At 71.1% G+C, this 19,725-nt stretch carries 19 protein-coding genes and 1 pseudogene; 14 read left to right on the top strand and 6 right to left on the bottom strand.

The window, feature by feature from the left end:
* Positions 1 to 2: 2 nt before the first annotated feature.
* The 3 genes from alr to tsaE are packed head-to-tail and all read left to right on the top strand — an operon-like array spanning position 3 to position 2,954.
* On the top strand, positions 3 to 1,232 hold the full coding sequence (alr, locus tag OHT77_RS18915) for an alanine racemase (protein WP_328829669.1): 1,230 nt from the start codon (positions 3 to 5) through the stop codon (positions 1,230 to 1,232).
* Complete coding sequence (locus OHT77_RS18910) at positions 1,229 to 2,467, top strand: alpha/beta fold hydrolase (protein ID WP_328829668.1); 1,239 nt, start codon at positions 1,229 to 1,231, stop codon at positions 2,465 to 2,467. The genes alr and OHT77_RS18910 overlap by 4 nt, the downstream gene beginning before the upstream one ends.
* A complete protein-coding gene (tsaE, locus tag OHT77_RS18905; RefSeq protein WP_328829667.1) occupies positions 2,433 to 2,954 on the top strand; it encodes a tRNA (adenosine(37)-N6)-threonylcarbamoyltransferase complex ATPase subunit type 1 TsaE in 522 nt (173 codons plus the stop codon). Before OHT77_RS18910 ends, tsaE begins: the two co-directional genes overlap by 35 nt.
* Before the next feature lie 382 nt (positions 2,955 to 3,336).
* Here the strand turns inward: tsaE and OHT77_RS18900 are convergent, their stop codons facing one another.
* Entirely contained in the window at positions 3,337 to 3,897 is a 561-nt protein-coding gene (locus OHT77_RS18900) for a hypothetical protein (RefSeq protein WP_328829666.1), read from the bottom strand.
* Between the two features lie 152 nt (positions 3,898 to 4,049).
* On the opposite strand from OHT77_RS18900, the gene tsaB reads away from it, so the two are divergent.
* From tsaB to OHT77_RS18870, 6 genes are read left to right on the top strand one after another with little or no spacing between them, the layout of a single operon-like run.
* Complete coding sequence (gene tsaB / locus OHT77_RS18895) at positions 4,050 to 4,703, top strand: tRNA (adenosine(37)-N6)-threonylcarbamoyltransferase complex dimerization subunit type 1 TsaB (protein ID WP_328829664.1); 654 nt, start codon at positions 4,050 to 4,052, stop codon at positions 4,701 to 4,703.
* Between the two features lie 29 nt (positions 4,704 to 4,732).
* The gene (gene rimI / locus OHT77_RS18890) at positions 4,733 to 5,227 is read left to right on the top strand and encodes a ribosomal protein S18-alanine N-acetyltransferase (protein WP_384870258.1); all 495 of its coding nucleotides are present in this window, start codon (positions 4,733 to 4,735) and stop codon (positions 5,225 to 5,227) included.
* Positions 5,220 to 6,311 carry a tRNA (adenosine(37)-N6)-threonylcarbamoyltransferase complex transferase subunit TsaD gene (gene tsaD, locus OHT77_RS18885; protein ID WP_328829662.1) on the top strand — a complete coding sequence of 364 codons (1,092 nt, stop codon included), beginning with the start codon at positions 5,220 to 5,222 and terminating at the stop codon, positions 6,309 to 6,311. The genes rimI and tsaD overlap by 8 nt, the downstream gene beginning before the upstream one ends.
* Positions 6,308 to 6,562, top strand: coding sequence for a hypothetical protein (locus OHT77_RS18880; RefSeq protein ID WP_328829661.1), 255 nt, complete (start codon positions 6,308 to 6,310; stop codon positions 6,560 to 6,562). Before tsaD ends, OHT77_RS18880 begins: the two co-directional genes overlap by 4 nt.
* A 40-nt stretch (positions 6,563 to 6,602) precedes the next feature.
* The gene (locus OHT77_RS18875; protein WP_328829660.1) at positions 6,603 to 6,875 is read left to right on the top strand and encodes a hypothetical protein; all 273 of its coding nucleotides are present in this window, start codon (positions 6,603 to 6,605) and stop codon (positions 6,873 to 6,875) included.
* Positions 6,872 to 7,264, top strand: a complete 393-nt coding sequence (locus OHT77_RS18870; protein WP_328829658.1) for a type II toxin-antitoxin system VapC family toxin — start codon at positions 6,872 to 6,874, stop codon at positions 7,262 to 7,264. The genes OHT77_RS18875 and OHT77_RS18870 overlap by 4 nt, the downstream gene beginning before the upstream one ends.
* A 12-nt stretch (positions 7,265 to 7,276) precedes the next feature.
* Here OHT77_RS18870 and OHT77_RS18865 read toward each other — a convergent pair whose 3' ends face one another.
* The 4 genes from OHT77_RS18865 to OHT77_RS18850 are packed head-to-tail and all read right to left on the bottom strand — an operon-like array spanning position 7,277 to position 12,773.
* Positions 7,277 to 9,583, bottom strand: coding sequence for a glycoside hydrolase family 3 N-terminal domain-containing protein (locus OHT77_RS18865; RefSeq protein WP_328829657.1), 2,307 nt, complete (start codon positions 9,581 to 9,583; stop codon positions 7,277 to 7,279).
* Between the two features lie 34 nt (positions 9,584 to 9,617).
* A complete protein-coding gene (locus tag OHT77_RS18860) occupies positions 9,618 to 10,517 on the bottom strand; it encodes a carbohydrate ABC transporter permease (RefSeq protein ID WP_384869808.1) in 900 nt (299 codons plus the stop codon).
* 4 nt (positions 10,518 to 10,521) lie between these two features.
* Entirely contained in the window at positions 10,522 to 11,412 is an 891-nt protein-coding gene (locus OHT77_RS18855; protein ID WP_384870256.1) for a carbohydrate ABC transporter permease, read from the bottom strand.
* A gap of 32 nt (positions 11,413 to 11,444) precedes the next feature.
* The gene (locus tag OHT77_RS18850; RefSeq protein WP_328829656.1) at positions 11,445 to 12,773 is read right to left on the bottom strand and encodes an ABC transporter substrate-binding protein; all 1,329 of its coding nucleotides are present in this window, start codon (positions 12,771 to 12,773) and stop codon (positions 11,445 to 11,447) included.
* Positions 12,774 to 12,881: 108 nt separating this feature from the next.
* Between OHT77_RS18850 and OHT77_RS18845 the strand changes: the two genes are divergently transcribed.
* The 5 genes and pseudogenes from OHT77_RS18845 (at position 12,882) to OHT77_RS18825 (ending at position 18,453) form a co-directional block, all read left to right on the top strand.
* Positions 12,882 to 13,934 (top strand): LacI family DNA-binding transcriptional regulator, encoded by a 1,053-nt coding sequence (locus tag OHT77_RS18845; protein ID WP_266771603.1) that lies wholly within the window; start codon positions 12,882 to 12,884, stop codon positions 13,932 to 13,934.
* Positions 13,935 to 14,066: 132 nt separating this feature from the next.
* Positions 14,067 to 15,416 (top strand): annotated as a pseudogene (locus tag OHT77_RS18840) (endo-1,4-beta-xylanase).
* A 121-nt stretch (positions 15,417 to 15,537) separates the two neighbouring features.
* Positions 15,538 to 16,584 carry an LCP family protein gene (locus tag OHT77_RS18835; RefSeq protein WP_328829655.1) on the top strand — a complete coding sequence of 349 codons (1,047 nt, stop codon included), beginning with the start codon at positions 15,538 to 15,540 and terminating at the stop codon, positions 16,582 to 16,584.
* Positions 16,585 to 16,736: 152 nt separating this feature from the next.
* The gene (locus OHT77_RS18830; RefSeq protein WP_328829654.1) at positions 16,737 to 17,093 is read left to right on the top strand and encodes a YciI family protein; all 357 of its coding nucleotides are present in this window, start codon (positions 16,737 to 16,739) and stop codon (positions 17,091 to 17,093) included.
* Between the two features lie 73 nt (positions 17,094 to 17,166).
* Positions 17,167 to 18,453 (top strand): RNA polymerase sigma factor, encoded by a 1,287-nt coding sequence (locus tag OHT77_RS18825; protein WP_328829653.1) that lies wholly within the window; start codon positions 17,167 to 17,169, stop codon positions 18,451 to 18,453.
* A gap of 26 nt (positions 18,454 to 18,479) precedes the next feature.
* Here the strand turns inward: OHT77_RS18825 and OHT77_RS18820 are convergent, their stop codons facing one another.
* Positions 18,480 to 19,661: a class I SAM-dependent methyltransferase gene (locus tag OHT77_RS18820; protein WP_328829652.1), complete on the bottom strand. Its 1,182-nt coding sequence runs from the start codon at positions 19,659 to 19,661 to the stop codon at positions 18,480 to 18,482.
* Between the last annotated feature and the right edge of the window lie 64 nt (positions 19,662 to 19,725).

Genomic DNA, 19,725 nt, shown 5'->3' with positions numbered 1-19,725 from the left:
TCATGAATGAGACAGCTGCTGTGCCGACCTCGCCCCTGCGGGCCCGTGCCGAGATCGATCTGGGCGCCCTGCGGGCCAATGTCCGCGCCCTGCGCGCCCTCGCGCCGGGCGCGGCCCTCATGGCCGTCGTCAAGTCCGACGCGTACGGCCATGGGGCCCTGGCGTGTGCCCGCGCGGCCGTCGAGGCGGGGGCGGCCTGGCTCGGTACGGCGACGCCCGAGGAGGCCCTCGACCTGCGCGCCCGCGCCGGGCTGCCGGACGGCACGCGGATCATGTGCTGGCTGTGGACCCCGGGCGGACCCTGGCGCGAGGCCGTCGAGGCCGATCTCGATGTGTCCCTCAGCGGGATGTGGGCCCTCCGGGAAGTCACCGCGGCCGCCCGCGCCGTCGGGCGTCCCGCGCGCGTGCAGCTCAAGGCGGACACCGGGCTCGGGCGCAACGGATGTCAGCCGGGCGCCGACTGGACCGAACTCGTCGAGGCGGCCCTGCGCGCCGAGGCCGAGGGGCTCGTCCGTGTCACCGGACTCTGGTCGCACCTCGCCTGCGCCGACGAACCGGGACACCCCTCCATCGACGCCCAACTCGCCCTGTTCCGCGAGATGGTCACCTACGCGGAGACCCAGGGCGTACGCCCCGAGGTGCGGCACATCGCCAACTCGCCCGCCACCCTCACCCGCCCGGACGCCCACTTCGACCTCGTCCGCACCGGCATCGCCGTCTACGGCATCTCGCCCAGCCCCGAGGTGGGCTCCCCGGCCGACTTCGGGCTGCGCCCGGTGATGACCCTGAAGGCGTCCCTCGCCCTGGTGAAGCAGGTCCCGGGCGGCCACGGCGTGAGCTACGGCCATCACTACATCACCCCGGGCACCACCACCCTCGGCCTCGTCCCCGTGGGCTACGCGGACGGCATCCCGCGCCACGCCTCCGGCACCGGCCCGGTGCTCGTCGGCGGCAAGTGGCGCACGGTCGCGGGCCGGGTCGCCATGGACCAGTTCGTCGTGGACCTCGGAGGGGACGAGCCGGAGGCCGGTGACGAGGCGATCCTCTTCGGCCCCGGCGACCTCGGCGAGCCGACCGCCGAGGACTGGGCGCAGGCCGCGGGCACCATCGCCTACGAGATCGTGACCCGCATCGGAACACGCGTTCCCCGCGTCTATGTCAATGAGGCCGCCCCCGGGTATGAGGAAGGCGACACAGCGCAGGGCCCTGACGTGAAGAGGAGCGGCACGTGAGCGAGAGCAGTGCGGAGGCGGTCGCCGCGGTCGCCTCCGCCGCCACGGGGGTGGCCGGCAACTGGCGCAAGGCGACCGGTATCGCCGGTGCCGCGATAGGCGTGATCGCCGCCGGCGCCGCGGCCGGTGTCGCCATAGAGCGGATGACCGTGGGCCGCGGCATGCGCGAGCGGGCCCGGCTCGCCCTCGACTCGACGGGACCCTACGGCTCGCTGCGCGGCACCCCCGGCACGGCCCACGCCGACGACGGCACCGAGCTGTACTACGAGGTCGACGACATCGAGCCCGACCTCGCCGCCACGTCCAAGCGTCGCCGCCTCTTCGGGCGCAAGGCCCCGGCCCCCGTCACCGTCGTCTTCAGCCACGGCTACTGCCTCAACCAGGACTCCTGGCACTTCCAGCGCGCCGCCCTGCGCGGGATCGTGCGGACCGTCCACTGGGACCAGCGCAGCCACGGCCGCTCCGCGCGCGGGGTCGCCCAGCTGGAGGACGGCATGCCGCTCACCATCGACCAGTTGGGCCGCGACCTGAAGGCCGTGATCGACGCGGCCGTGCCCGAGGGCCCGATCGTGCTCGTCGGCCACTCCATGGGCGGCATGACGGTCATGGCCCTCGCCGACCAGTACCCCGACCTCATCCGCGACCGGGTCGTCGCCACCGCCTTCGTCGGTACGTCCTCCGGGCGCCTCGGCGAGGTGAACTTCGGCCTGCCCGTCGCCGGGGTCAACGCGGTACGGCGAATCCTGCCCGGCGTGCTGAAGGCGCTCGGACAGCAGGCCGCGCTGGTGGAGCGGGGGCGGCGGGCCACCGCCGATCTGTTCGCCGGGATCATCAAGCGGTACTCGTTCGCGTCCCGGGACGTCGACCCGGCGGTCGCGCGGTTCGCCGAGCGGATGATCGAGGGCACGCCCATCGACGTCGTCGCCGAGTTCTACCCGGCGTTCACCGACCACGACAAGACCGCCGCGCTCACCCACTTCAAGGACATGCCGGTGCTCGTCCTTGCCGGGATCGGCGATCTCGTGACGCCCAGTGAGCACAGCGAGGCCATCGCCGACCTGCTGCCGGACGCCGAGCTGGTGCTCGTGCCGGACGCCGGGCACCTGGTCATGCTGGAGCACCCGGAAGTGGTCACCGACCGCCTCGCCGACCTGCTCACCCGCGCGGGTGCCGTGCCCGCAGGGGCTACCGTAAGTGGCTATGGAAGCACCAGCAGCACCGCACAACGCGGCTGAGCCCCTGTCCGTGTCGATCACCGTCAACTCCCCCGAGCAGATGCGGGAGTTGGGCCGCCGCCTGGCCAAACTGCTGCGCGCGGGCGACCTCGTGATGCTCACGGGCGAGCTGGGCGCGGGCAAGACCACCCTGACCCGGGGACTGGGGGAGGGGCTCGGGGTCCGGGGCGCGGTCACCTCGCCGACGTTCGTCATCGCGCGCGTGCACCCCTCGCTGGGGGAGGGGCCGCCGCTCGTCCACGTCGACGCGTATCGCCTCGGCGGCGGGCTCGACGAGATGGAGGACCTCGATCTCGATGTCTCGCTGCCCGAGTCCGTGATCGTCGTCGAGTGGGGTGAGGGGAAGGTCGAGGAGTTGACGGACGACCGGCTGTCCCTCGTCATCCACCGGGCCGTCGGAGACACCACCGACGAGGTACGGCATGTCACGGTCACCGGGCTCGGTGAGCGGTGGGCCTCCGTCGAACTGGGTGTGCTCGACGCCTGACCAGGTGGTGCGGGTGATGTGGGTTCCGACAAGGTGTCGGCAAGATGTTGCGTTCCGGGTCCCGGGCGTGGTCACATGGTATCCAGTTCGTAGTTAGGTCTACCTAACCACGTCTGCCCCCGGCTCCCAGGAGGCGTCCATGTCGGCTTCAGAGGATCAGCGTGAGTGGGCGCGGCCGTGTGCGGTGTCCATGCGGGAGTTGTTGGCCGCGGGGGAGGCGGCGCGGGCTGTATCCACCCCGCCTCGGGCGCCGGAGCCCTTGGATGTGCCGGGCGAGCAGGCTCAGCGAAAAGCGGCGTAGTCGGTCGTCTGCGGGGCGGTGGGGGCTTGGCGCGCAGTTCCCCGCGCCCCTGGGGGGTGGTCCGCGAGGCGTCCAAGTCGTCTAGCGGATCACTACGATGTTCTGGCCGATGGTGGCGAATTCCCACATGGCCGCGCCGTCGGCGATCGACTCGCGGATGCCGCCCGACTTGGTCGTGGGGTCGGGTTCCGCCGTTTCGCCGCTGACCGGCGCGCTGAAGCCGATGGCGACTCCCTTGGCGTTGGTGAAGCGGACCACGTGCTGGATGGGGGTGCCGTCGGTGCCGAGGATGGCGTTCGAGCGGGAGGTGACCGGGTAGCTGCCCGTGGGCGGGTCGACCGTGCCGGGGGTGACCTTGAACGTGCGGGTGACCTTGTTGTTCTCCGCGACCAGCCACACCCGGTCGTCGTCCACCGAGTACACGACCCGCTCGCCCCTGCCGGACCCGGCGGGCAGCGCGGCGGGGTTCCTCTTGTCGCGCGGGGCCTTCTTGGCGGCCACCGCGGCGGGGGCGGCGCTCGCGTGGGCCGCGTCCCCCATTCCGGCCGGGACCGTCGCGGACGCCTGATAGGCGAGGAAACCGACCGTGGCGACGGCCGCCACGGTGAGCCCGGTCACGATTCCCGCGCTGCTGCCGGCCATCGGCGGCCACCTCCGCGTCTCGTCCGTCCTGTGACGGTGTCCGTACGGTCCCGTACATCCCGTAAGTCCGGTGACCCCAGGTGACCGTAGCAGCCGGGGCCGGGGTCGCCGGGGCGGCCGTGCTCGCGGCGCCGGAGCCGTAGGCTGTTTGCGTGCTCTTGCTCGCTCTGGATACCGCCACCCCCGCTGTCACCGTCGCCCTGCACGACGGCGAGGCCGTCATCGCCTCGTCGAGTCAGGTGGACGCGCGCCGCCACGGTGAGCTGCTGCTCCCGGCCGTCGACCACGTGCTCGCCGACGCGGGGCTCAGGCTCGACGCCGTCACCGGAATCGTCGTGGGCATCGGCCCCGGCCCCTACACCGGACTGCGCGTCGGGCTGATGACCGCCGACACCTTCGGCCTCGCGCTCGGCGTCCCCGTGCACGGTGTGTGCACGCTGGACGGCCTCGCCTACGCAGCCGACCTCGACGGCCCCTTCGTCGTGGCCACGGACGCGCGGCGCAAGGAGGTGTACTGGGCGCGCTACTCCGACTCCCGTACGAGGGTGACCGACCCGGCGGTCGACCGGCCCGCCGACATCGCCGACGAGGTCGCTGGGCTGCCCGCGGTCGGCGCCGGTGCGCTGCTCTACCCGGACACCTTCCCGGCCGCGCACGAGCCGGAGCACGTGTCCGCCGCCGCGCTCGCCTCGCTCGCCGTCGAGAGACTCGCGGCGGGTGTCGAACTCCCCGCGCCCCGGCCGCTGTATCTGCGCCGGCCGGACGCCCAGGTGCCCAAGAACTACAAGGTGGTCACCCCCAAGTGACCGAATCCCTGAGCCCTCGGCTGCGCGAGATGCGCTGGTGGGACATCGATCCCGTGCTGGAACTGGAGAAGGACCTCTTCCCCGAGGACGCCTGGTCCCGGGGCATGTTCTGGTCCGAGCTGGCGCACGCGCGCGGCGCCGAGGCGACCCGGCGGTATCTGGTGGCCGAGGTGACCGGCGAGCAGTACGAGGGCGGTGTCCGGGTCATCGGCTACGCCGGTCTCGCCACCACCGGCGACCAAGCCGACATCCAGACCATCGCCGTCGCCCGCGACCACTGGGGCACCGGCCTCGGCGCCACCCTGCTGACCGAACTGCTCACCGCGGCGAGCGAGTTCGAGTGCGCCGAGGTCATGCTGGAGTGCCGCGTCGACAACGTCCGCGCGCAGAAGCTGTACGAGCGCTTCGGCTTCGCCCCGATCGGATTCCGGCGCGGCTACTACCAGCCGGGCAATGTCGACGCCCTGGTGATGCGCCTGACCGACCCGTCAACTTCCGTACAAGGAACCGAGATCCATGGCTGACGAACCCCTTGTGCTCGGCATCGAGACCTCCTGCGACGAGACCGGCGTCGGGATCGTCCGCGGCACCACGCTGCTGGCGGACGCGGTCGCGTCCAGCGTCGACGAGCACGCCCGCTTCGGCGGGGTCGTACCGGAGGTGGCGTCCCGCGCCCACCTGGAGGCGATGGTCCCGACGATCGAGCGCGCGCTGAAGGACGCGGGCGTGAGCGCGCGCGACCTCGACGGCATCTCGGTCACGGCCGGGCCGGGGCTCGCCGGTGCCCTGCTGGTCGGCGTCTCGGCGGCCAAGGCGTACGCCTACGCCCTCGGCAAGCCGCTCTACGGCGTGAACCACCTCGCCTCCCACATCTGCGTGGACCAGCTGGAACACGGCCCGCTGCCCGAACCGACGATGGCGCTCCTCGTGTCCGGCGGCCACTCCTCGCTCCTCCTCTCCTCGGACATCACGTCGGACGTACGGCCGCTGGGCGCGACGATCGACGACGCGGCGGGCGAGGCCTTCGACAAGATCGCGCGTGTGCTGAACCTCGGCTTCCCGGGCGGGCCGGTCATCGACCGGTACGCGAAGGAGGGCGACCCCACGGCGATCACCTTCCCGCGCGGCCTGACCGGGCCGCGCGACCCGGCGTACGACTTCTCCTTCTCCGGGCTGAAGACGTCCGTGGCCCGGTGGATCGAGGCGAAGCGGGCGGCGGGGGAGGATGTGCCGGTGCGCGATGTGTCGGCGTCCTTCCAGGAGGCCGTCGTCGACGTCCTGACCCGCAAGGCCGTACGGGCCTGCAAGGACGAGGGCGTCGACCACCTGATGATCGGCGGCGGCGTCGCCGCCAACTCCCGGCTGCGCGCCCTGGCCCAGGAACGCTGCGAGGCCGCCGGCATCCGCCTCCGCGTCCCGCGCCCCAAGCTCTGCACGGACAACGGCGCGATGGTCGCCGCCCTGGGCGCGGAGATGGTCGCCCGCAACCGCACCCCGTCCGACTGGGACCTCTCCGCGGACTCGTCCCTCCCGGTGACGGACCCGCACGTCCCGGGACACCACCACGACCACGTCCACGAGGTCAGCAAGGAGAACCTGTACTTGTGACGGTCGCGCTGATGTGGGAGGCCCGAGCGGTCCCGGGCAGAGGCGAGGACCTCCTCACCTGGGCACGCGCCCAGCAACTCCCCACCGAACCCCTGCGCCGCGAGTTCCTCCGCGCCCCCCAGGACCGAGTCCTCGTCCTCACCTGGTGGGACGCGGACTACGACGCGGAACTGCCCGAACTCCCCGAGCCGGATGAGGAGTTGGTGACTCGGGCGGTGCATCGGTGGCGGTTCGAGTCGGTGGGCGAATAGGCCGCGGGGCGAATAACAAGAGTTTTGTTAAAGTGGGGTCATGGCTGAAGCTCCCATGCCCGGTGAAGGCCCCGTCCGCCCGGTGTCGGTGTCGCTCCATGAGGGCACCATCGCCGCCCTCAGAGCGCGTACCGGCAAGCGAGGCATGTCCGCCTACGTCGAGGCACTCATCCAGCGTCAGCTGGAGCGGGATCGGCTGCGGGAGCTGATCGAGGACGCGGAGGCCGCGCACGGGCCGGTCGACCCGGCCGCGGTCGAGGCCAAACGGGCCGTCCTGCGCGGTGGCTCGGCCGGCTCGGCCGATGCCGCGTGAGCGGCACGCTTGTCCTCGACTGCGAGGGCCTGTCCAAACTGGTCCGCCGCAGTCCGGACCTCACCGAGTGGCTCGTCGCGGCGGAAGCCGAGGACATCCGCGTGGTCGTCAGCTCGGTGACCCTCGTCGAGGCCCGCGACCCCAGGACCCACCAGGCCCGCTTCGATCATGCCGTCTCGCGCGTCAACGTCGTCCCGCCCAGCGAGGCGATCGCCCGCCACGCGAGCAAGCTCCTTGCCGCGGCCGGTCTGCACGGGCACAAGTGCGCACTTGACGCGATCGTCGCCGCGACGGCGCTCGCCTCGCCCGCACCCGTGACCGTGCTGACCTCGGACCCCGAGGACCTTCGGGACCTCTGCGGTGCCGGCATCCACGTGATCAAGATCTGACCTGCACCGGGGTCACGCGTCGCCCCGCACCTCCGTCTCGCACCGCAACCGCCGCTCCGTCCCCACCTCCCGTACGGGACCGGTGACGTTCAGGCGGGTCGTGTGGCGTACGTCCGCGCTCGATGACGCCAGCCGCAGTTCCAGTGCGCCCGGTTCGACCACTCGGCGGCCCGTGCGGTCGGTGAAGGCCGAGAGGTCGGTGTGGAAGTGGAAGGTCAGCCGGGTCGACTCGCCGGGGGCCAACCGCAGGCGCTGGTAGGCGATCAGGCGGACGTCCGGGCGGGTGACCGAGGCGACCGGGTCGTGCAGGTACAGCTGGACGACCTCCGTGCCGGGGCGGTCGCCGGTGTTGCGGACGGTGACCGGCAGGTCGTAGGAGCCGTCCGTGTCGATGTCCGGGGTCTGGGACTCGGTGACCTCCCACGCGAAGCTCGTGTACGAGCGGCCGTGGCCGAAGGGGTAGAGCGGGGTCGGGTCGAGGTTGCTGACCTCGTCGGCCAGGCCCAGCGGGGGTTGGAGGTACGTCCAGGGCTGGCCGCCGGGGGCCTGCGGGACGCTCACCGGGAGGCGGCCGGACGGGTTCACCCGGCCGGAGAGGACGCCGGTGACCGCCGGGCCGCCCTCCTCGCCGGGGAAGAACGCCTGGACCACCGCGCCGAGCCGGCCCTGCCAACGGCCCAGCGCGTAGGGGCGGCCGGTCAGCAGGACCAGCACCACCGGGACACCGGTCGAGACCAGCGCGTCCAGCAAGTCGGCCTGGACGCCGGGCAGTTGGAGGTCCGCCACATCGCAGCCCTCACCCGACGTGCCGCGTCCGAACAGGCCCGCCCGGTCGCCGAGCACCGCCACGCACACGTCCGCCTCCGTGGCCCGCGCGACCGCCTCCTCGAACCCGGAGGCGTCCGGGTCGGAGACGTCGCACCCCTCCGCGAACGTCACCTTGGCGTCCGGGAGTTCGGCCCGCAGCGACTCCAGCACCGTCGGGATCTCGATGCCCATCGGCACCTCGGGGTGGTGCGTCCCCACATGGGAGGGGAAGGAGTAGCAGCCGAGCATCGCGAGCGCGTCCGCCGCCCTCGGGCCCACCACCGCGATCCGCGCCTCCGGCGGGAGCGGGAGCATGCCGTCCGGGTTGTCCAGCAACACCACCGATTCTTCGGCGAGTTGGCGGGCCAGGGCGCGGTTCGCCGTCGAGTCCAGGTCGACCGGGCCCGTCGGCTCCGGTGACCAGTCCTCGTCCAGGAGCCCCAACTCGGCCTTCTGCAGCAGCACTCGACGCGCCGCCCGGTCCACCAGCGACTCCGGGATCTCCCCCGCCCGCACCGCCTCGACCAGAGGCTTGCCGTAGCACTTCAGCGTCGGCAGCTCCACGTCGATCCCCGCCGCCAGCGCCGCGTGCGCGGCCTGCGCCGGGCTGGCCGCGACCCGGTGGAGCGTCTCCAGGAAGCCGATGCCGAAGTAGTCGGCGACGACCGTGCCGGTGAACTGCCAATCCTCCCGCAGGAGTTCGGTGAGCAGGCGCGGGTCGGCCGACGCCGGGACGCCGTCCGTCTCGTTGTACGCCGCCATCACCGACCGCGCCCCGCCCTCCCGCAGCGCCATCTCGAACGGCGGCAGCGTGACGTCCGCGAACTCCCGCACCCCCGCCCGCACCGGCGCCAGATTCCGCGCCCCCACGGAGGACGCGTACCCGGCGAAGTGCTTCAACGTCGCGACCACCCCGGCCGATTCGAGCCCCCGCACATAAGCCGCCCCGATCGTCCCGACCAGATACGGGTCCTCACCGATGGTCTCCTCCACGCGCCCCCACCGCGGATCCCGTACGACGTCCAGGACCGGGGCGAGTCCTTGGTGGACGCCGGCCGAGCGCAGGTCCGCGCCGATGCGCCGGGCCATCTCCTCGACCAGCCCCGGGTCGAAGCTCGCGCCCCAGGCCAGCGGCACCGGGTACGCCGTCGCACCCCACGCGGTGAAGCCCGCCAGGCACTCCTCGTGGGCGACCGCCGGGATGCCGAAACGCCCCGCCGCCGCGATCCGCCGCTGCGCGCGGGCCAGCGCCTGCGCGCCCAGCTCCGGGTCCACCGGCGCCGTACCGAAGGAACGGGTGAGCTGGCCGAGCCCCAGGGTGATCAGCTCGTCCCAGTCGTAGTCCGAGGTCATCTCGCGCTGGAGCGGGGCGACCCCGTCGCCGTCCGTCGCGGCGCCCACCCAGACGCCGTAGAGCTGGGCGGTCTTCTCCTCCAGGGTCATCCGGGCGAGGAGGTCGTCGACGCGGGCGGCGGCGGGCAGGGCGGGGTCGCGCCAGGGGGCGGTGGTCATGAAACTCCGTTCGGAAAAGGTGAGTTGGGGCAGCTCACTTGCCGCCCACGCCCATCAGGCCGCCGACCAGGGCGCGCCGGGCCACCAGGTAGACGGCGAAGATCGGGATGCCGGAGAGGACGACCGAGGCGAGCAGGGCCGGGATGTTCACGCCGAACTGGCTGACGTAGTTGAAGAGTCCGAGCGTGAGGACCCGGGGCCCGTCGGACTGGGTGAAGATCAGCGGGAAGAGGAAGCCGTTCCAGGCCTGGAGCGCCGAGTAGACGACGACCGTGCTGATCCCGCCCTTGGTCATCGGGATGACCAGCTGGAACAGCATCCGCGTCGCCGAGGCCCCGTCGAGCGCCATCGCCTCGTACAGGTCCTCCGAGATGTCCCGCAGCGTGCCGGTCAGGATCAGCACGGACACCGGCATCGCGAAGGCCGCCGTAGGCAGGATCACCGCCAACAGGCTGTCGTACAGGTCGAGTTTGGCGATCATCAGGTACAGCGGGACGACGACCGCCTGCGCCGGGATGGCGACTCCCAGCAGGAACAGCCGGAAAGCCCCGCTCGCCCACACGGTCCTGGTGCGTACGGCCACGTAGGCCAGCGGCACGCACAGCACCAGGACGATTCCCACGACCGCCGCCGCGACCAGCGCGGTGTTGGCGAGGAAGTGGCCGAAGCCGTTGTGCAGGACGGTGTTGTAGTTGGCGAACGTCGGATCGGTGGGCGGCTTCAGGGCGTTGTTGCCCAGCGCCTTGTCCTGGCGGGTGAGCGAGGCCGAGATCATCGCGTAGATCGGCACGATGACGACGGCGAGCCAGAGCAGCGAACCGAGCCCCGCCACGGGGTTGGGCCGCTTGCTCCAGTGCCGGCGCCTCCGGGTGCGCGGCGGTTCCACCGGTTCCCCCGCCGTCTTCACCGGACGCGGCAACGTGTCGTGTGACACTCCGTCACATCCCTTCGCGGGTACTGCGCATGGCGCCGAAACCGGTGAGCCGGACCAGGACCAGGGACAGCGCGGTGGCGATGACGACCAGGAAGGTCGCGATCGCGCTCGCGTAGCCGAAGTCGTAACTCTTGAACCCGGCCTCGTACATCAGGTAGGGCAGGATCGCCGTGTCCGTGCCCGGGCCGCCCTGGGTGAGGATCAGGACGGTCTCGAAGTACGTCAGCGACCCGACGATCATCAGCACGCTCGACGTCGTGGCCGTGTTGCGGAGCTGGGGCAGCGTGATCGAGAAGAACTGCCGGTACCGCCCTGCCCCGTCGATGGCCGCCGCCTGATAGAGCACTTCGGGAATCTGCCGGGCCCCGCCCTGATAGATCAGCGTGTGGAAGGGGATGAACTGCCATCCCCCGACGAACACGATCGCGAGAAACGCCCCACTCGTCGTCCCCAGCGTGTCCTGGTGGATGACCCCGAAGTTCGGGTCGAGCAGCGCGTAGAAAAGCAGCGCTATCGCCGTGGAGGACAACAGGAACGGCACGAAGAAGATCGCGGAGAGGACGGCCCGGTTGCGCTGCCGCCCCGCCGCCCACACCCCGAGCAGCAGAGACACGACGGTCTGGAAAACCCAACTGGTCACCGTCAACAGCACGGTGATGGTGAGGGATTGAGTCAGCCGGTCGTCATGCAGCAACTTGTCCCAGTTGGCGAGGCCGACCGGTTTCGGATCCCCGAGCCCGTTCCATTTGGTGAAGGACAGATACACCGCGAGGACCATGGGAGCCACGGCGAAGAAGACGAAGAACAACACCCCGGGCACAGCCAGGAGGGCGTGCGGCGCACCGCCCCGATAGGGGCGCGGGGAACGGCGCGACAAGCCACGACGCGCCGGCACCCGATGAAGCACCCCACCCGCGGAGCGCTCGCTCACTTCAGCCCCTTCAGCGCCGACACGAACTGCGCCGGCGAACTCTTCCCCACGAACAGCTTGTTGATCTCGGTCAGCATCGGCGTCGACACATCCGGATCCACCGCCTGGTCCCAGCTCAACGTGAACGCGGGCGCCTGCTGCACCATCTGGTACTGGAACTTCGCGAACTCGGGGTTGGGCGAGGACTCCAGCAGCTTCTCGGCGTTGGACGTGGTCGGAATGTCACCGTTGGCGACCAGGTCCTTCGCATACGACTCCGACGCGCAGTCCCGCAGAAACGCGATGGCCGCGTCCTTGTTGCCCGTACGCGCGTTCACGGACCAGTAGTTGGTGGGGTTGCCGACGACGTTGCGGATGTCGCCCGCACCTCCTTCGTACTTCGGGAAGGCGACCCACCCCAGGTTGTTCTTCGCGAAGTCGGGGAACTTCCCGAGCTGCGTCGAGTACTCCCACGACCCCATCAGATGCATCGCCGCCTTGCCCTTGGCGAAGACCGCGGGCGCACCCCCGTTGACGTACGACACGGAGCTGAACCCCTTGCCGAACGCCCCGTCGTCGATGAGCTGCTTGACGGTCTCGGCGGCCTTGAGGACCGCGGGGTCGCCCCACCCGGACGCGTCGCCGTTCTTGATCCTGTCGAAGACCTCGGGCCCGCCGATCCGGTCGACGAGGTACTCCAGCCACATCAGTTCGGGCCAGATGTCCGCACCCCCGAGCGCGAACGGAGTGATGTCCGCGGACTTCAGCTTCTTGTTGATGTCGAGCAACTCGGCCCAGGTGGTGGGCGGTTGGAGCTTGTGCGCGGCGAAGACGGTCTTGTTGTAGAAGAGGATCACCGGCTGCATGCCGCGCATCGGTATGCCGTAGTTCTTGCCCTTGAGCGCGCCCGCCGCCAGCACGGAGGGCAGGAAGCCGTCCTTGAGGACCGGGTCGCTCTTGATGGTGTCGGTGAGGTCGATCAGCTGGTCGGCCTCCTGGTAGGCCTTGATCGAGCCGCCGCCCCAGTTGAAGAAGACGTCCGGCGCGTTCGGCGAGCCCATCGCCGTGCGCAGCTTGGCCGGGTAGTCCGTGCCGGGCACCTTCTCCAGCTTGATCTTGCCCTTGGCCTTCTTCGCCGCCGCCGACGCGTTGAACCGGGTGACGGCCTTGACCTGCACCTTCGCCGCGTCGTCGCCGTAGGTGAAGGCGGTGACCGTGCTGCTGCCGCCGGTGCTGTCACTGGAACCGCAGGCCGTGAGTCCGGTCGTGAGCAGGGTGGTGGCACCGGCGCCGAGCACCCAGCGCCTGCTGAACGTACGCCCGCCGTTGGACGTGTTGGGCTCCATGGACAGCACCTCTCGTGCGAATGTTTCGAGCCGTTCTACGAATGTTCCGGGAACCTAAGACGCGCGAGGGGGTTCGTCAAGAGGTCGCGCAGGGATACGATCGCCGCCATGACAGCCCCGGATTCCGCCGAAACCCAGACAGCGGGTCGGCCGACCCAGACCGCCACGCTCGCCGAGATCGCCCGCGAGGCCGGAGTGTCGGCTCCGACTGTTTCGAAGGTCCTCAACGGCCGTGCCGATGTCGCCCCCGCGACCCGCACCCGCGTCGAGGAACTCCTGCGCGTCTACGGCTACCGGCGCCGCCGCGCCGAGGCGACCCGCTCCCCGCTGATCGACCTGGTCTTCCACGAGCTGGAGAGCGCCTGGGCGATGGAGGTCATCCGGGGCGTGGAGAACGTGGCGCGGGACTCCGGGCTGAGCGTGGTGCTGAGCGAGAGCGCGGGGCGGCTGACCCCGGGCCGGACCTGGGCCGACCAGGTCGCCGCGCGCCGCCCGCACGGCGTGATCCTGGTGCTGTCCGGGCTCGACGAGTCGCAGCGGGCGCTGCTCACCAGCCGTTCCATCCCGTTCGTGGTGATGGACCCGGCCGGTGACCCGGGCGCCGACGTGCCCTCGATCGGCGCGACGAACTGGCAGGGCGGACTCGCCGCCACCCGGCACCTGGTCGAACTCGGCCACACCCGGATCGGCGCGATCAGCGGGCCGTCCCGGATGATGTGCAGCCGCGCCCGGGTCGACGGGTACCGGGCCGCGCTGGAGACGGCCGGGCTGCCGGTCGACCCCTCACTGATCACCACCGGTGACTTCCACCACGAGGCCGGCTACCGGCTCGGGCTCCAGCTGCTGCGCCGCCCGGACCGGCCCACCGCCGTCTTCGCCGGCAACGACCTCCAGGCGCTCGGCCTGTACGAGGCGGCGCGTGAACTCGGGCTGCGCATCCCGGAGGACCTGAGCGTGGTCGGCTTCGACGATCTGCCGGTCGCCCGCTGGGTCGGCCCGCCGCTGACGACCGTACGACAGCCCCTGACCGAGATGGCCGAGGCGGCGGCCAAGCTGGTGCTCGACCTCGGGCGCGAGCAGGAGACCTCGGCGGCGCGGCGGGTGGAGCTGGCGACCAGCCTGGTGGTGCGCAGCAGTACCGCGGCACCGGCCGCGGAGTGAGGCGGGTGGCCGGAAGCGGACCTGACCGGGACGGGCGTGGCCGGAAGGTGACGTATTGACGGGTGGGGTGTGTCGCCCCACACTCCTCCGAAGCCAATCGGTTGCACAACCGAAACTTTCGGAGGCACCCGCATGAGATCTCTGAGAACCGGCTTATCCCTGGCGGCCCTGTTCACCGGCGCCGTCATGCTCTTCGCGGCTCCCGCCGCACACGCCGCCGACACCCCGCTGCGCGACCTCGCCGCCGCGAAGGGCAAAGTCATCGGCACCGCCGTCACCGGCTCCAAGCTCAACGGCACCTACGGCGACATCGCAGGCGGCCAGTTCAGCTCGCTCACCCCCGGCAACGCCATGAAGTGGGGGACCGTGGAGCCGACGCAGGGCAGCTTCAACTGGTCGGAGGCGGACCAGATCGTCGCCTTCGCGCAGGCCCACAACCAGCAGGTGCGCGGCCACACCCTGGTCTGGCACAACCAGAACCCGAGCTGGCTGACCAACGGCACCTGGACGCAGGCCCAGTTGAGCAGCCTGCTGCAGAACCACATCAGCACCGAAGTCGGCCGCTACAAGGGCGAGATCACCGCCTGGGACGTGGTGAACGAACCCTTCAACGAGGACGGCACCTACCGCTCGACCCTCTGGTACGACGGCCTCGGCGCCGACTACATCGCGCAGGCGCTGACGTGGGCGCACACCGCCGACCCGGCGGCCAAGCTCTACATCAACGACTACAACGTCGAGGGCGTCAACGCGAAGTCCACCGCCCTCTACAACCTGGTCAAGTCCCTGAAGACGGCGGGCGTTCCGATCGACGGCGTCGGCCTCCAGGCCCACCTGATCGTCGGCCAGGTGCCCGCCACCCTCCAGCAGAACATCCAGCGCTTCGCCGACCTCGGCGTGGACGTGGCGATCACCGAACTGGACGTACGGATGGCGCTCCCGGCCGACAGCGCCAAACTCGCCCAGCAGAAGGCCGACTTCAAGAGCGTCCTGGCCGCCTGCGTCGCGGTCACGCGCTGCGTGAACGTCACCGTGTGGGGCTTCACCGACTCCGACTCCTGGGTCGACAGCACGTTCCCGGGCTACGGGGCGGCCACCCCGTACGACGCCGACTACGCGCCGAAACCGGCGTATTACGGCATCTCGGAGGCGCTCGGCGGCACGACCACCACCCCGCCGCCGACGAACGGCGCGTGCTCGGCGACGTACAGCGTGACGAGTCAGTGGAACGCCGGGTTCACCGGACAGGTGACGATCGCGTGTTCCGGGGCCTCGCTGTCGTCCTGGAAGGCGAGTTGGGCGTACGGCGCGGGCCAGCGGATCACCTAGGCCTGGAACGCGACCTGCACCCAGTCGGGCACGGCGGTGAGTTGCGCGAACGCGAGCTACAACGGGTCGGTCCCGGACGGCGGTTCGGTGTCGTTCGGGTTCAACGCGTCCTGGAGCGGGAGCAATCCGATGCCGGTGGTGACCCTGGGATGAGGGAGGCGGGGGAGCGCGCGGGGGTGAAGCGGGGCTGAGAACCGTGAGATTTTCCGCAGAAAACCGTATCCGTGCGGCTCCCCTAACTTTCTCCTAATAATTCGGACTTACGTTCCTGTCCGTGACGGACAACGAGAACGCCGAGGACGACAGACGAGTGGGCCGGCGGTCGCGCGTACTGAAGATCGTCGGCCTCACTCTGGCCGGTGCCCTCGTCCTGGGCGTCGGCGCGGCGGGCTGGGCCTACTGGCACCTCAACAACAACATCAAGAGCGTCGACATCGACAGCGCGCTCGGCACCGGCCGCCCCGCGAAGGCGGTGACCACCCCCTCCGCAGCCGCGTCCGCGTCCCCCGTGCCGACCGGCTCCCTGAACATCCTGGTCCTCGGCTCCGACTCGCGCAGCGGCAAGGAGAACAAGGCACTCGGCGGCGGCGACAGCTCCGGCGCCCGCTCCGACACGGCGATGGTCGTCCACCTCGACGCGGGCCGCACCAAGGCCACGATCGTCAGCATCCCGCGCGACACCCTCGTCACCCGCCCGTCCTGCCCGCTGTCGTCCGGTGGCTCGACGTCGGTGGCGTACAACGCGATGTTCAACAGCGCGTACTCGCTGGGCGGTCCGGTCTGCGCGGTCAAGACGGTCGAGTCGATCACCGGCGTCCGCATGGACCACTACCTGGAGATCGACTTCGCGGGCTTCGCGAAGCTGGTCGACGCGCTCGGCGGTGTCACGGTCACCACGACCCAGGACATCGACGACGACGACAGCCACCTGCACCTCAAGAAGGGCACCCACCACCTCGACGGCAAGCAGGCCCTGGCCCTCGCGCGCACCCGGCACGGCATAGGCGACGGCAGCGACCTCGGCCGCATAGGCCTCCAACAGATGCTGGTGAAGGCCCTGTTGACCCAGATATCCACCCACGACCTGCTCACCGATCCGGCCAAGCTCTACGAGATCACCGACGCGGTCACCGACAGCCTCACCACCGACACCGGCCTCGACTCCCTGAGTGAACTGATCAGCCTCGGCCAGAGCCTCAAGGGTCTGTCGGCGGACGCGGTGACCACGGTGACGATGCCGAACGTCACGGCTCCGTCCGACCCGAACCGGGTGGTGGCGAAGGAGCCGGCGGCGAGCGATCTGTGGGAGTCGCTGCGCTGAGGCGTCGGCCGAGCCCCGGCTGACCTGCGGAAACGTGCGGGCGGAAAAAATCTTCGAGGTTTTCCGGCGAGTGTGTCGATCCGGGCGACCCTCGTTCGACGCATGGTTGAAAGGCCGGGAACGACCCGGCCGGAACGACCCGAGGAGTCACCATGCCCCGCTACCTCTCCCTCGTGCAGATCGACGAGAAGTCCGCCCCCGCCGAGGGACCGAGCCCCGAGCTGATGCAGCGCATGGGCGAGCTGATCGAGGAGATCACCAAGGCCGGCGTCATGCTCGACACCGCCGGCCTCACCCCGACCACGCAGGGCGCCCGCGTCCACTGGGAGGGCGGCAAGATCTCCGTGACCGACGGCCCCTTCACCGAGTCCAAGGAGGTCGTCGGCGGCTACGCGCTCATGCAGTGCAAGGACATGGCCGAGGCGGTCGAGTGGACGAAGCGGTTCCTGAAGGTGCACGAGGAGTTCTGGACGATGACCTGCGAGGTGCGGGAGATCGCGGAGGGCTGAGCACTCCCCGCTCTCCGTGGCCCTTTCCGGCCTTCCTTGGTCTGAGGCCGCCGGAGGTGTTGCATGGTGGGTTGTGACCCCGGAATCACAGCCCACCGCAGCCCCGCACGGCACCGCCACCGACCCGCACAGCACCATCGAGACCGTCTTCCGCATCGAGTCCCCCCGCATCATCGCCGCCGTCGCCCGCCTGGTCCGCGACGTCGGCATCGCCGAGGAACTCGCGCAGGACGCGCTCGTCGCCGCGCTGGAGCAGTGGCCGAGGGACGGTGTGCCCGACAACCCGGGCGCCTGGCTCATGGCCACCGCGAGGCACCGCGCCGTCGACCTGATCCGGCGCCGGGAGAACTACGCCCGCAAGCTCCAGGAGATCGGCCGCACCCTGGAGACGACGGCCCCGCCCGAGGAACCCGCCGCCCCCGACGACATCGACGACGACCTCCTGCGCCTCGTCTTCACCACCTGCCACCCGGTCCTCTCCGCCGAGGCCCGCACCGCCCTCACCCTGCGCCTCCTCGGCGGCCTCACCACCCCCGAGATCGCCCGCGCCTTCCTGGCCCCCGAACCGACGATCGCCCAGCGCATCGTCCGCGCCAAACGCACCCTGGCCACCAAGAACATCGCCTTCGAGGTCCCCTACGGCCCCGACCGGGAGGCCCGCCTCGGCTCCGTCCTGGACGTCATCTACCTCATCTTCAACGAGGGGTACGCGGCGAGCGCGGGCGACGACTGGCTCCGCCCGAGCCTCTGCGAGGACGCGCTCCGGCTGGCCCGGCTCGTCGCCGCCCTGATGCCGAAGGAACCCGAAGTGCACGCCCTGGCCGCCCTGTTGGAGTTCCAGGCGTCCCGCTCGGCCGCCCGCACCGGCCCCGACGGCGCCCCCGTCCTCCTCAGGGACCAGAACCGCCGCCGCTGGAACCGCCTCCTCATCGCCCGCGGCATCACCGCCCTCGGCCGCGCCGACGCGGTCTCCACCGGCGCCCCCGGCCCCTACGCCCTCCAGGCCGCCATCGCCGCCTGCCACGCCCACGCGTACACCTACGACGAGACCGACTGGCGGACCATCGCCGTCCTCTACGGCCTCCTCGCCGCCCGATCCCCGTCCCCGGTCGTGGAGTTGAACCGCGCGGTGGCCATCTCGATGGCGGACGGCCCGGCCCCGGCCCTCGCCCTCGTCGACACCCTCGCCTCCGAACCAGCCCTGCGCGACTACCACTTGCTCCCCAGCGTCCGCGGCGACCTGCTGCTCCGCCTGGGCCGTACGGCGGAGGCGAGGGCCGAGTTCGAACGCGCGGCCTCGCTGGCCCGCAACGAACGCGAACGCCAACTCCTGCTGCGCCGGGCGGGGGAGGCGTCGTAGCGCGGGCGGGAATGGGTCACGGAGGGTCAGGCGGGCCGTCCGATCAACATGGTGGGCGCCCCCGCGACCCGAGTGAGGAACACCGTCGCCGAGTTGGGGCCCTGGGGCTTCACCTTCCGGCGCAGTTCCTCCGGTTCGACGGCCGACCCCCGCTTCTTCACGGTGAGGACGCCCACCTCGCGCTCCCGCAGCAGCGCCTTCAACTTCTTCACGCCGAAGGGGAGTTGGTCGGTGATCTCGTAGGCGGCGGCGTACGCGCTGGGCCGTAGCTCGTCGGCCGTCACGTATGCGATGGTCTCGTCGACGAGGCCGCCGCCGACCTCCTCCGCGACCTCGGCGACGAGGTGGGCGCGGATGACGGCGCCGTCGGGTTCGTACAAGTACCGGCCCACGGGGCGGACTTCGGGGTCGGGGAGTCCGCGGCCGTGCAGAACGCGCGGACCGGGCAGGAGAGTTGCGCGCACGGCACCCGGGCGCACTCCCGCCCCGAACCACAGCACCGCCTCCTTCACGTCACCCCCGTCCGAGATCCACTCCGCCTCGGCCGTCGCCGGGATCGCCTCGTGCGGCACCCCGGGGGCGATCTTCAGCGCGGCGAGCGGAGCGGTCGTAGCGGCGTCGACGGCCCAGGACAGCGGGGGCGAGTACGCCTCGGGGTCGAAGATGCGGCCGCGGCCGCCGCGTCGTGCGGGGTCGACGAACACGGCGTCGTACGCGGACGTGTCGACGTCCGTCACATCCGCCTCCCGCACCTCGATGAGGTCGGCCAGGCCCAGGGCCTCGGCGTTGGCGCGGGCGACGGCGACGGTCAGGGGGTCGCGGTCCACGGCGAGGACGCGCACCCCCGCCCGGGCGAGCGCGATGGCGTCGCCGCCGATGCCGCAGCAGAGGTCGGCGACGGAGGTGACGCCGAGGTCCTTGAGGCGGGCGGCGCGGTAGGCGGCGACGGTGGTGCGGGTGGACTGCTCGAAGCCGTTCGGGGTGAAGAACATCCGGTCGGCGTCCTCGGGCGTGAACTTCGCCGCCGCCGCGCGCTGCCGCAGTCGGGCCTGGCCGAGGGCCGCCGAGACGAGGTCGGCGGGGTGGCCGCGGCGCAGCCGGGTGGCGACGGCGAGTTCCTTGGCCGGGTCGGTGCCGCGGACCTCGTCGAGGAGGGCGCGGCCCTCGGGGGTGAGCAGGGCGGCGAAGGCGAGTACGGGGTCGTTCACCGGGACATTGTGGGCCAGTCGGAGGACGGTGTGCCTCCGGTGGCGGTGTCCCCGCGGTGTCGTC

The organism is Streptomyces sp. NBC_00252, from assembly GCF_036187565.1.
Taxonomy (GTDB): domain Bacteria; phylum Actinomycetota; class Actinomycetes; order Streptomycetales; family Streptomycetaceae; genus Streptomyces.
This window is presented reverse-complemented; position numbering and strand designations above follow the sequence as displayed.